Source organism: Streptomyces sp. Q2 (assembly GCF_056820935.1).
Map to the genome: position 1 here is coordinate 95,019 of NZ_JBXEJE010000026.1, position 12,271 is coordinate 107,289.

General features: G+C 70.4%; 7 protein-coding genes. 2 read left to right on the forward strand and 5 right to left on the reverse strand.

Translation table 11 applies throughout. The annotated features are described in order from the left end of the window. Positions 1-70: 70 nt before the first annotated feature. Together ACWBNA_RS28215 and ACWBNA_RS28220 are read right to left on the reverse strand one after the other, a co-directional pair. The gene (locus ACWBNA_RS28215) at positions 71-1,771 is read right to left on the reverse strand and encodes an alpha-amylase family protein (protein WP_482707313.1); all 1,701 of its coding nucleotides are present in this window, start codon (positions 1,769-1,771) and stop codon (positions 71-73) included. Next, entirely contained in the window at positions 1,762-2,766 is a 1,005-nt protein-coding gene (locus ACWBNA_RS28220; protein WP_482707315.1) for a TIGR03885 family FMN-dependent LLM class oxidoreductase, read from the reverse strand. The genes ACWBNA_RS28215 and ACWBNA_RS28220 overlap by 10 nt, the downstream gene beginning before the upstream one ends. 749 nt (positions 2,767-3,515) lie before the next feature. Between ACWBNA_RS28220 and ACWBNA_RS28225 the strand changes: the two genes are divergently transcribed. Next, positions 3,516-7,127, forward strand: coding sequence for a protein kinase (locus ACWBNA_RS28225; protein ID WP_482707316.1), 3,612 nt, complete (start codon positions 3,516-3,518; stop codon positions 7,125-7,127). A gap of 677 nt (positions 7,128-7,804) precedes the next feature. On the opposite strand, the gene ACWBNA_RS28230 is transcribed toward ACWBNA_RS28225, so the two are convergent. The 3 genes from ACWBNA_RS28230 to ACWBNA_RS28240 all read right to left on the reverse strand — a co-directional run bounded on the left by ACWBNA_RS28230 (position 7,805) and on the right by ACWBNA_RS28240 (position 11,126). Continuing rightward, the gene (locus ACWBNA_RS28230) at positions 7,805-9,013 is read right to left on the reverse strand and encodes a UDP-N-acetylglucosamine--N-acetylmuramyl-(pentapeptide) pyrophosphoryl-undecaprenol N-acetylglucosamine transferase (RefSeq protein ID WP_482707318.1); all 1,209 of its coding nucleotides are present in this window, start codon (positions 9,011-9,013) and stop codon (positions 7,805-7,807) included. Between the two features lie 74 nt (positions 9,014-9,087). Continuing rightward, positions 9,088-9,426: a thioredoxin family protein gene (locus tag ACWBNA_RS28235; protein ID WP_482707319.1), complete on the reverse strand. Its 339-nt coding sequence runs from the start codon at positions 9,424-9,426 to the stop codon at positions 9,088-9,090. Between the two features lie 560 nt (positions 9,427-9,986). Next, entirely contained in the window at positions 9,987-11,126 is a 1,140-nt protein-coding gene (locus ACWBNA_RS28240) for a PucR family transcriptional regulator (protein ID WP_482707320.1), read from the reverse strand. Between the two features lie 87 nt (positions 11,127-11,213). Here ACWBNA_RS28240 and ACWBNA_RS28245 point away from each other — a divergent pair, with 87 nt between their 5' ends. Continuing rightward, the gene (locus ACWBNA_RS28245) at positions 11,214-12,269 is read left to right on the forward strand and encodes a ferredoxin reductase (protein WP_482707321.1); all 1,056 of its coding nucleotides are present in this window, start codon (positions 11,214-11,216) and stop codon (positions 12,267-12,269) included. Positions 12,270-12,271: the final 2 nt, after the last annotated feature.

Here is a 12,271-nt window from a genome sequence, read left to right on the forward strand (position 1 = left end):
CGTGCTGTCCCGACCTTCGCCCCCGCCAAGCAGTCGACAGGGGCCGACCTACGCCGGCCCCGCTGGAGCTTCAGTCACAAGCGACCCTTTCGGGGTCGTCTGCCGACGTGCCGACGCGGAGCCACCGGTAGCCGTAGGCGGGCAGGTCGACGCGGAACAAGCCGTCGGCGGGCACCTCGGAACCGCTGTGTCCCTCGTCGAGCAGGTCGGTCAACCGTCCACCCGCTCCCGCCTCGCTCAGCTCCAGCCGTACGGTGAGAGGCCGGTCCGCGAAGTTGTGCACGGCCAGCACCGTGCCGTCGCCGGCGCGGCAGACGTGCGCCAGGACCGCACGCTCCCCCGTCTCCACCAGGTGGTGCTCGCCCCAGGCCAGTTCGGGTGCCTCCCGGTAGCGTTCGATGAACAGACGCATGCGGCTGAGCAGTGAGCCGGGGTCGCGGCTCTGCTCGTACACGTTGACCTTCTGGGGTCCGAACGCACCCTCCACCAGCGGGTTGGGGAAGGCGTCCGGCTCTGCGGTGGAGAACCCCGCGCCTTTCTCCGGGGTCCATTGCATCGGGGTACGAACGGCCTGGCGTCCCTCCGCGGCCAGGTTCTCGCCCATGCCGAGCTCCTCGCCGTAGAAGAGCACAGGGGTGCCTGGCAGGGTGAACAGCAGGCTGTAGGCGAGTTCGATGCGGCGCCGGTCGCCGTCGACCATGGGCGGCAGCCTGCGGCGCAGCCCCCGGTCGTACAGTTGCATGTCCTTGTCCGGGCCGAAGGACGCGAACACCTCGGCGCGTTCGTCGTCGCTGAGCTTGTCGAGGGTGAGTTCGTCGTGGTTGCGCACGAAGATGGCCCAGTGGGCGTCGCGCGGCGCTGCGGGGCGGTCTCGTAGCGCGGCGGCCAGCGGCCGGGCGTCCTGGCGTGCCATCGACAGGTACATCTGCTGCATCGCGACGAAGTCGAAGCACATGGTGAGTTCGTCGCCCCGGTCCGAGGAAGGGTCGCCGAAGAAGCGGGCGGTGCCGTCGTAGGGCAGGTTGACCTCGCCGAGCAGGACCGACTCGCCGTTGCGGCGGCCGAGGAAGGCACGCAGGTCGGCGAGGTACTCGTGCGGGTCGGGCAGCTCCCCCGCGTCGCTCTGTCCGTCGGTCTCCAGCAGGAAGGGCACGGCGTCGACCCGGAAGCCGGACAGCCCGAGTTGCGTCCAGAACCCCATGATGCGGGCTATCTCGTCGCGGACCTCGGGGTGGGCGACGTTGAGATCGGGCTGCTGCTTGTAGAAGCGGTGCAGATAGTACTGGCCGCTGCCCTCGTCGTACTCCCACAGGCTGTCCTCCGCGTCGGGGAAGACCACGCCCTGGGGGCCGTCCTCGGGGGGCTCGTCCTTCCAGACGTACCAGTCCCGGTGGGCGGAGTCCCGGCTGGAGCGGGCGTCCCGGAACCAGGGGTGGTCCTCGGAGGTGTGGTTGACGACCAGGTCGGCGATCACGCGGATGCCGCGGTCGCGTGCGGTGCGGACGAACTCGGCAAAGTCGCCGAGGGTGCCCAGGCGCGGGTCCACCCCGTAGAAGTCCGTGATGTCGTAGCCGTCGTCGCGCTCCCGCGTCGGGTAGAAGGGCATCAGCCACACGCAGGTCACGCCGAGCCGCACCAGGTGGTCGATACGCTGCGTGAGTCCGGCGAAGTCACCGATGCCGTCACCGTTGCCGTCCTGGTACGTCTCGACGTCCAGGCAGTACACCACCGCGTTCTTCCACCAGAGGTCGGAGGTGCGCGTCAGACGCATCGGTACTCCTTCGCCGTGGCGGGGATCGGGCGGGTCACGTGGAGTTGCGGCAGTACCTCGGCGCCGAACGCGTCGATGAACGCGCCCTGTTCGCGGCCGACGTGGTGGAGCATGACCGCGTCGAATTCGAGGTCGGCGTACTCCTGGAGCCGGGCGGTGTGCAGGCCGAGGTCGCAGGAGACGTCGACCGTGCGCGCCACCTGCTCGGGAGTGACGTGCTCACTGACGACGTCGAACAGTTCCGCGGAGTCCAGGTCCCAACTGACCGGCGGAGCATGCACGTTGGTCCGCCACTGGTCGTGCGCGAGCGCCATAGCCTCGTCCTCGTCGGGCGCCCAGCTCAGGTGCACCTGGAGGTGGAGTGGCCCACGGCCGCCCGCGTCACGGTACGCGGCGACGATCTCGCGCAGGCGTTCGCGCGGGCCGTTGACCGTGATCAGACCGTCCGCCCACTCGGCGCACCAGGCCGCGGTCGCGGTACTGCACGCAGCTCCGATCAGGGGCGGTACCTCGGGCGGAAGCGTCCACAGCCGGGCCCGGTCCACGGTCACCAGCCCGTCGTGGCTGACCTCCTCACCCCGCAACAGCGCCCGGATGACGTCGACGCACTCCCGCAGCCGCGCGGTACGGGCGTCCTTACGGGGCCAACCCCCGCCGGTGATGTGCTCGTTGGACGCCTCTCCGGTGCCGAGCGCGGCCCAGAACCGGCCCGGGTTCATGGACGCGAGCGTGGCGATCGCCTGGGCGACGACTGCGGGATGGTAACGCTGGCCGGGCGCGTTCACCACGCCGAACGGCACCTGGTCGGTGGCCTGGAGGGCGGCCCCGAGCCATGACCAGGCGAAGCCGGACTCCCCCTGGCGCACACTCCACGGCGAGAAGTGGTCCGAGCACATGGCGGCCGTGAAGCCCGCCTGTTCCGCACGTACTACGGCATCGAGCAGATCCGCGGGCGGGATCTGCTCGTGCGAGGCGTGTAACCCGTAGACAGTCATGGCAAGCGACTACCCTCCCGAACGGCCTCTCAGCGGGCGCCGGCCACAAGGACGTCGGTGTGGTCTAAACGTCCGAGTCACACGAGGCGCGTGGGGGGTGAGGGACGGGGGGCAGCATCGTCGAGAGCTCCGCTCCGGCGAGCGGGGGCGACGTCGGTGGCTTGATGCCGGTGGTTTCGAGGCCGGGTTTGATGCCGGTGGTTTCGACGCTGGCGCTTTCGACATAGGCGGTTTGATGCCGGTGGTTTCCCACGTCGGCGGTCTTGCGTCGGCCTGGGCGGTGCCGTGTCTCAAGCGCTCGCGTGGCGGCGGACGGCCGGCCTCTGCAGCGGCTTGGTGGGCGGCCCGGTCGGCGTCTTCGGACCGGTGGTGCCGCAGCCACAGGGTCGTCTCGGACAGCAGACCGGCGAGGACGACCAGCAGGAGCACGGGCACCCACATCTGACGGCTCCCGGGGTGCTGCCATCGGAGGGCGTCCGCGAGAACCCACGGCCGGTACAGTGCCGAGCCGTCCTGCCAGCATTCCTCCTTCATCGGCCAGCACGAGCTCGCACGTACCCGCGATCAGCGGCAGCAGCGAGCTCGGCGGATTCGGCCTGGCCGCCGCCCCATGGCCGGGACCGCCAAACTCTATGAACGAACCTCACATGTCCATAAACAGCGGATCGTTGACGGATTCGAATCTTGTGCGACTCTTGGCACTTCGTTCGTCTGGCAATTCGTTCGTCGCGACCCATGGGGGCCTGGATATGTCCGACGCGAGCGCTGTGTGGGCCGTGGGTGAGGTCGTCGCCGGTCTGTACGAGGTCGTAGAAGTGCACGCGCAGGGCGGGATGGGGCTGGTGTACCGGGCCCGGCACCAAGGCTGGAGGACCGACCTGGCGGTGAAGAGTCCCCGCCCGGAGATGTTCGTCACTGAGGCGTCCAAGCGGATGTTCGTCGAAGAGGCCGAGGTCTGGGTGTCGCTCGGCCTGCACCCGCACGTGTGCGCCTGTCACTACGTGCGCACCTTGGGCGGGGTCCCGCGGGTGTTCGCCGAGTACGTAGCGGGGGGCAGCCTCCGCGACCGGATCGATGACCGGTCGCTCTACCGCGGCGGCCACGGTCCGGCACTGGCTCGCATCCTCGACATCGCCATCCAGGTCGCCTGGGGGCTCAACCACGCGCACACCCACGGCGTCGTGCACCAGGACATGAAGCCCGGCAACATCCTTCTTGAGCCCGACTGGACCGCCAAGGTGTCCGACTTCGGCCTGGCCCGGGCGCGCGCAGCGACCATGTCGCAGTCGTCGGAGGTGCACGGCGCGGCGAGCATCCTGGTCTCCGCCGGGGGCATGACACCGGCGTACGCCTCGCCGGAACAGGCCACCGGCCAGCGGGTCAGCCGCCGCAGCGACGTCTTCAGTTTCGCCGTTTCGCTGCTGGAGCTGTTCACCGGCGGCGTCACCTGGCGGGTCGGCTTCGCGGCCCGTGCGGCGCTTGGCGAGCTGCTCCGGCACGGCCAGGCCAGGTCCTATCTTCCCCCGCTTCCAGCTGACTTGGCCGATCTGCTCGGACGGTGCCTGGACGACGACCCGGCCCGTCGGCCCGCGGACCTCGCGGACATCGCGGCGCAACTGCGCGACGTCTACCGGCGCCACACCGGACAGCCCCATCCGCGCCCGGTGCCGAGCGCCGCCGAGCTGCGAGCCGACGAGTTGAACAACCGGGCGCTGTCCCTGCTCGACCTCGGCCGACCGACCGAGGCACGCGCCGCCTTCGACAAAGCGTTGTCGATGGACCCCCAGCACCTGGAGGCCACTTACAACCGGGGCGTGCTGCTGTGGCGCGCGGGCGAGCTCACCGACGACGTGCTCGTCCGCCACCTGGAGGACGCGCGTGCCACCGCCGTCGAACCCTGGGTCGCCGGGCACCTGTTGGCACTCGTCCACCTCGAACGGGGTGACGTCGCGACCGCGCGAACCCTGCTGACCGACGCGGTCCGCCAGTCGGGCGGCGACGCCGAGGTCGCCGAGGCGCTGCGGACCGCGATGGCCGCACCGGTCGTCGGGGCCGGCGACACCAGCGTGAACCTCGGCCGCCAGACCCTCGTGACTCACGTCTGCGCCGCACCGGACCGCAGCGTCGCGCTGTCGGCCGAGGAGGCCTTCAGCAGGCTGGTGCTGTGGAACCTGCGGACGGGCGAGCGCCTGGCGGTCCGCGATCTGCATCCGATGATGGTGCGCAGCATCGACTTGGGCGACGAACGCTACGCGCTCATCGGCGAGCGCAACGGGACGCTCCACCTCTACGACGCGTTTCTCGACCAGCCCCTACGCCGGTTCCAGGGCCACCGCGACGCGGTGACCGCCGTCTGCCTGAGCCCTGACGGCAGGACGGCACTCTCCGGGGACATGAAGGGCGTCATCCGGTACTGGGACCTGGAGGGGGCCCGCTGTCTCCAGGTGTTCGAGGGTGACGACAGCCCGGTGCTGTCTCTCGGCATCAGTGCGGACGGGCGCATCGCCGTCTCCGGCCACTCCGACGGCAACGTCCGGGTCTGGGACCTGCGGGACGGCAGCCGTGTGCACACCCTGCGCGGGCACACGGACGTGGTCGTCCAGGTGTGCCTGAGCGTCGACGGCCGGTTCCTCCTCACCGGAGGTCAGGACGGCACCCTTCGGATCTGGGACCCGGAGGACGGCCGGTGCTTGCACGAGCGCCACACCGACGGGGGGACCGTCCAGTCGGTGCGTGTCAGCCTGTTCAGCCGATGTGTGCTGACCGGCCATGACGATGGATCGGTGCGGATCTGGGATCCCGAGAACGGCCGGTGCCTGCGGACGCTCGCCGGGCACACCAAGTCGGTGCAGTCGGTGTGGCTGAGCGCCGACGACCGGTGGGCCCTCAGCGGCAGCCAGGACGAGACCATGCGCGTGTGGGAGCTGCCGCCGGGCTACTCCGCCAGGTGCGCCCCGAGGCTGTGCCGGCCCCGGTCGACCGCCGAACTGGACGCCGTGGCGGCGCGGGCACAGCGGCTGCTCGCCGACGCCGAGCAGGCCGTCAGCGAGGACCGCCTGGTCGACGCGCACACCCTGCTGACGCGGGCACGAGCGCTGCCGGGGCACGAGCGCGCGCCACGCCTGATGGCCGCCTGGGCCGCGCTGACCAGGTCGAGCATCCGCACCGACGTCCGGGCGGCCAGGGCGGCGCGGACACTGCGCGGCCACAGCGCCTGGGCCCTGGGCGCCGGCCTGAGCGGGGACGGGCGCCTGGCTGTGTCGTACGGCGGGTTCGAGCAGACGGTCCGGATCTGGGACGTGAGCACCGCCAAGTGCCGGCACCTGCTGGAGGGACATACCTCGGGTGTGAGCGCGGTCTGCATCACGCCCGACGGCGCTGTGGCCCTCTCGGGCAGCAGCGACACCACCGTCCGGGTCTGGGACGTCGACACCGGCCGCTGCCGGCACGTTCTCACCGGCCACGGCAGGAGCGTCACGGCCATCGACGTCACACGCGACGGCCGGTTCGCCCTGTCCGCCGACGCAGACGGCCAGTTGCACCTGTGGGACCTCGCCGACGGCGTCTGCGTCGCGACCATGGCGGCGCCGGGTGGCAGAACGCTGGTGGCCATGAGCGCGGACGGCCGAAGAGCCGTGTCCGGTGGCTACGACGGCGCCGTGCGGGTGTGGGACCTGACCACCGGCCAACAGGTGCGGACGATGAACGACCACTACGGCAGCGTTCTCTCGATCTCCCTGAGCGCTGACGGGCGTACGGCCCTCTCGGGTGGCCAGGACGGCCTGGGACTCGTGTGGGACGTCGACACCGGTGAGCGCCTGCAGGCGCTGGACGGGCACACCCACGTGGTCATGGACGTCGCGCTCACCCTCGACGGCCGGTTCGGCCTGACCGCGAGCGCGGATGCCACGATCTGCGTGTGGGACATCCTGACCGGACGCCGCGTCCAGGTCCTGCGGGGCCATTCCGACGTGCTGGCGGCGGTCAGCGTCAGCGCGGACGCCCGCTTCGTGCTGTCTGCCAGCCACGACCGCACTCTGCGCCTGTGGGAGCTGGACTGGCAACTCCAGGCGCGCAACCCGGCGGACTGGGACGAGGGAGCCAGACCATGGCTCGAAATCTACGCGGCGCTGCGCACCCCCTTTGCGGACACCAGGCCCTCGGACGGCACCGGCCGGCTGCCGTCCCGCCACGGCACCCCCGTGCTCACCGACACGGACGTCGAGGAACTCCTCCTCGACCTCCAGCACGCGGGCTACGGCTGGCTGCGCCCGGAGGGCGTGCGCGCCCAGCTCGACGTCATGGGCATTGCCTGGGCGTCTCCCGGGCGTGGAGGTCGCCTTGACGACTCGTCGCCTTGACGAACCGGTCAGCGCCCGCCGCGACCTCGCCACGACGGTGCGGCTTTTGGACGAGGCACGGTCGCGCGGACGTTGCGATACCCCGGCGGACTCGGGCAGGGGTCAGTCGTCGTGGTGGGGCGGCCGTTCCCTGGGACGGCGGAGATCCTCGGTGAGGGTCGGGCGAGTCGGAGTTGGGTGTGGGCGGCGGTGATCAGCCAGGTCCATAGGTCGGCGGGGTCCGGGTGGCGAACCTTCGGGGCGTAGCCGGCGCGCATCAGGTGCTCATCCGGCCCGGTACAGCCCTCACCGACGGCATGGGATCCCACGTGTCGTCCTCACTCCCCCTTGACGCCCGCCAGTACCCGCGACGGCATCATGCGTACAACATGGGTGTCGTTCGGCACAGCCAACTGGGTGCATCCCGCCACGGCGGTGGGGCAGAGAATCGTCCGCGCACGGGGCAAGCCTGAGCTCAGTCGTGGAGACGGTGACCGACAACCAGAAGGACGGCCGGCCCAACCGGCTCTCCGTACCCTGCCGTTCCATCAGCATCTCACCGAAGTGGACATCGGCCACGTGGTGGCCTCTCTCGAACAGGCCCTCAAGTCGACGGAAGCTGAACCTGTACCTCAGCACGCGCGACGTCTGCGACCCCATCAACAAGGATGACGCCGCATTCACGGCCTGCGTGGAGGTCATCGAGCGCGATGTTGCCCGGAACCTGCCGTAGGACTCTTTGCGGCAGACAGGAGCACGTCCACGAGCCTGTCCGCCGCATCCGGCCGTCCGTGCGCCCGAGCCCGCTTCGCCATCTCGTCCCGCCGTGCGGGATCGGTGAGGAGCGGGCCAACGGCGTCTCGGAGGTGGTCTGCGGTGACGTCACCGAGCAGGGCGACGGCGGCCCCGGCCTCCTCCAGGTGGCGAGCGTTGTGCGCCTGCTCGTTCCCCGCCGACGAGGCAAGCGGGACGAAAACGGCAGGCTTGCCGAGAGCGGTGAGCTCGGCCAGGGTCCCGGCCCCACTCCTCGACACCACGACGTCCGCGAGCGCAAGGACATCGGGCAGCTCCAAGCCGACGAAACCGGCAAGGTGGTACCGGCCAGCCGACACGCCCGGCAGGGCCGCCACGTACTGCCGCAGCTCCTCGACGTTGTCCGAGCCGCACTGGTGGATCACGTTCGCCCGTTCCAGCAGCCAGGGCAGAACGTCCCGGACGACGCCGTTGATCTGCTGGGAACCCTGCGCGCCGCCGGTGACGTACACGGTCGGCAGCCGCCGGTCGAAGCCGTGCAGGCCCAGGGCGTCCACCGCCTTGTCCGGGTGCCCGGACAGCACTTCCGGCCGGATCGGGTTGCCGGTGACGACCGCAGCGCCCCGTACCGCCTCCGGCAGAAGGGGCAGCGTCGACTCGGAGGACACCGCAATCCGCGTCGCCGAACCGGCCAGCTTCCGGTTGGCCAGACCCAGGCGCACCGTCTGCTCATGCAGCACCAGCGGACGCCGGCACATCCGCGCGGCCAGCCCCGCGGGGACGGCGACGTAGCCACCGGTGGCGAGTACCACGTCCGGCCGGAAGTCCGCTACCAGCTTCCTCGCCTGGGCCACGCCGAGCGGCACCCGCGCCATGTCCCGCACGTTCGCCGCCGACATGATCATGAGGGGGTTGCTTGAGCGCCGGATCTTCCCCGTGGCCACCGTGGCGAACGCGATCCCCTCGGCGGGCGCGATACGCGCCTCCAGGCCGTCGGCGGTGCCGATCCACAGGACGTCGAGGGCCCGCCCCTCGGCCGCCAGCCGATTCTGCAGCGTGCGGATCGCAGTGAGCGCCGGGTAAGTATGGCCGCCGGTGCCTCCTCCCGTGACGATGAGGCGGAAGCTGTTGGCGCTGAAGGGTTCATTCTTCACCTGGCGCAGCCTACTGAGCCCCGACGGCTCTTCTCCGGTCGACGAACCGGGCAGCCACGTGCCGCAGCGGCCGCTCAGAGGTGGCCGTCCAGGAACTTCCGTACCTCGGCGATGGTCATGGGCCCCGTGCCGTGCGCCACCGCCTCTCCCTCCTTCAGCAGGACGCAGGACGGGGCTCCGGTGATCCCGTATCGCTCGGTTGCGGCCGGACAACGCGTGATGTCGGTGCGGACGGCCGTCAGGCGGCCCGTGTAGTCGTCGGCGATGCCACCCACGACGAGGTCCATCACCCGGCAGGGCTCGATGGCCTTGGGCCATGTCCCGGTGAAGTATGCGAGGACCGGAACTTTGCTCATCCCGAGGATGAAATTGAACTCCGCGTCCTCACGGGGTCGGTGAACCTGCTTCGCCATGGAAGCTCCTGACCTCACGTCCGTTATTCCATCCCCATCATCCCTCGCGCGTGTGCCAGGCCGGCCCGGTCGGTCGTCCGGTGGACCTGTCGGAAGGGAGGCACGGGGCCGTCGCAGAACCACGGTGGTCCCCGGCACGAGCGGCTCGGCCCCCCGCCCCTGGTGACCCGGCCTTGCCGCCCCGCCGGTCACCCAGCTGCAGCCCGCCGCGCGCCCGTGGGTCAGCTCGTGCCAGGACAGCGCCCTCCACGACGACATGAAATCCGTTTTCCAGGGCATAGCGGAACAGATCGCCGGCCAGATGCTGCATGAGCGCGTCGACGAGCGGGCCGGTGCGCATCGTCCACCGGATCCAGTCGAGCCGTATCCGCCACCGCGCTTCTCAGAGACAGCGCCCCCGACAGGCTTCACGAGGCCTTGTCTGATCTTCACATCAACCCCCGGTCTCAGCTGGCTCATACGGCTCTTCCCCGGGCCGCATGAGCCTGCTGATATCACCGAGAACGAGGCACGATTCCTGGACCGCTCGCGGACGCGGTCGTGGACGGTCGACGTACGCGTCAGCTGACCCGAAGACCGACCGCCAGCGTCAGTTCAAGGACCCGGTGTGGCGATGCGAGATCCGGAAACAGCTCCCGCAGCTGCGCCATCCGGTACCGGACTGTCTGGGGATGGACGAACAACGCCGCCGCCACCTCGTCCCGCCTGCCCTGGTGCAGCAGCCACGCCCGCAACGTCTCCTCCAGTCGCCGTGCGGTCGCGACGGGCAAGGTCCGCAACGGTGCGAGGGCTCGGGCACGCAGGTCTGCGAACGCGTCCGCGTCGGCGCTCAGCACCAGCTCGGGCAGGTGGTCCTCGGTGTCGCGAATATCAGAGGAGAGGGAGCGCGCGCGTACGGCTCGTGCGTACGAGGCGGACGCACGAGTCCATGGCCGGGCCGGGCCGACCACGGCGGTGCGGTCGGTCAGCTGCCGCAAGAGGTGTGATCGGTCGGCATCGGGGACGAGCAGCACACCGGTGGCATCCGGCAGATCGTCCAGGACGAGGGTGCTCGGGTCGAGCGCGCGGTAGACAGGCCAGGCCTGGGCGGCGGGCAGCAGGACCGCGGTCAGCGAAACCGGAGGCTGCCACCCGGCCCGTTGAGCAGAGGCCATCAGCACGTCCGGGCTCGCGCCGGCGAGGAGGTCGCGGGCCAGGTCTTCCAGGAGCCGTTCGTGGGCCCGGCCCCGGGCGGCCAGTTCGTCGGCGTGGCCCGCGGCGCTCGCGGCGGAGAGCTCGTCGATGTAGGCGAAGGTCAGCTCGGCGAACTTGGCGACCTCGGCGGCGGGCAGACCTGCGGGTACGGCACCCGCTGCCAGGCCTCGCCAAGCCACGCGGGCACCGACGCGGTAGGCGCTGAGCAGGGCGTCCATCGAACGGCCGTCGCGCACCTCGCCGCGGCCCAGCTCGTAGGCGGCGTCACCGGCGTCGCCGCCCGTGGCGTTCCCGCTCGCGAGGTCCAGGTAGTGCCCCAGGGCGGTGCGGACGGCTCGGCGGATGGTGGCGCCCATGCGGCCCGAAAGGGCATTGGCGTAAGGAGGGACCTCGTCGATGATCGCCTGGACGACCTCGTCGGCGGTGGACTTCAGCGCGGCCCGAAGCGCGGTGACCGTCGTCTCGTCCAGGGCCAGTTCGCTGGCCCTCCGGATTGCATGGCTCACGTTTCTATTCCCTGCGAACAATTAAGCCGACCAGATTCACGTCTTCCGGTCAGGACTTTACGCCCTGAGGCACAGCAAGCTGGAGTCATGACGAGTACAGCCCTCCGCAGCAGGGCGTGGAAACTGCTGGAGATGGTCACGACGCCGCTGCTGCCGTCGGACTATCTCGACCTGGTCAGCCCGCTGCGTGCGGGCGCCGACCTGCGTGGGCGCATCGAGGCCGTGCACCCCGAGACGGGTGACGCCGCGACCATCGTGATCAGACCGGGACGGGGCTGGCGCGGCCACACAGCCGGTCAGTACGTGCGGGTCGGCGTCGACGTCGACGGGGTGCGCCTGTGGCGTGCCTACTCCCTCACCTCGCCGACAAACCGCCAGGACGGCCGCGTCACGATCACCGTGAAGGCGATCCCGGACGGCAAGGTCAGCAACCACCTGGTCCGCAGCGTGAAACCGGGCACGCTGATCCAGCTCGACCAGCCGACCGGTGACTTCGTGCTGCCACAGGCCAAGCCCGCCAAGGTGCTCTACCTGACGGCCGGCAGCGGCATCACGCCCGTGATGGGCATGCTGCGCGACACCGAGTTCGATGACGTCGTCATGGTCCACTGCGCGCCACAGCCGCACGACGTGATCTTCCGCAACGAACTGCACGAGCTGGTCGCGGACAAGAAGCTGCGGCTCACCGAGGTGCACACCGACACGGACGGCAAGCTCGACATCGCCCGTCTCGACGAACTCGTGCCCGACTGGGCCGAGCGCGAGACCTGGGCCTGCGGGCCCGCGGGCCTGCTCGACGCCGTCGAAGAGCACTGGAGCGAGCACGGCGTACAAGAGCGCCTGCACACCGAACGCTTCCGCCCCGGCATCGTCGTCGCCGGCGACGGCGGCGAGGTCACGTTCAGCGCCACCGGCAAGACCGTCGACGCGGACGGCGCCACGCCGTTGCTGGACATCGGCGAGGAGGCCGGCGTGCTCATGCCCTCCGGGTGCCGCATGGGCATCTGCTTCGGCTGCGTCACGCCGCTCAAGGCGGGCGCCGTACGCGACCTGCGCACCGGCGAGATCACCGAGGCCGAGCCGGGCGTCCTCATCCAGACCTGCGTGTCCGCCGCGGCGGGCCCCTGCGACATCGAACGGTAGGA

Coding starts and splice junctions, on each gene's coding strand:
- ACWBNA_RS28215 (WP_482707313.1), bottom strand. CDS start 1,771: ATGCGTCTGACGCGCACCTCCGACCTCTGGTGGAAGAACGCGGTGGTG.
- ACWBNA_RS28235 (WP_482707319.1), bottom strand. CDS start 9,426: ATGGCGAAGCAGGTTCACCGACCCCGTGAGGACGCGGAGTTCAATTTC.
- ACWBNA_RS28225 (WP_482707316.1), top strand. CDS start 3,516: ATGTCCGACGCGAGCGCTGTGTGGGCCGTGGGTGAGGTCGTCGCCGGT.
- ACWBNA_RS28245 (WP_482707321.1), top strand. CDS start 11,214: ATGACGAGTACAGCCCTCCGCAGCAGGGCGTGGAAACTGCTGGAGATG.
- ACWBNA_RS28220 (WP_482707315.1), bottom strand. CDS start 2,766: ATGACTGTCTACGGGTTACACGCCTCGCACGAGCAGATCCCGCCCGCG.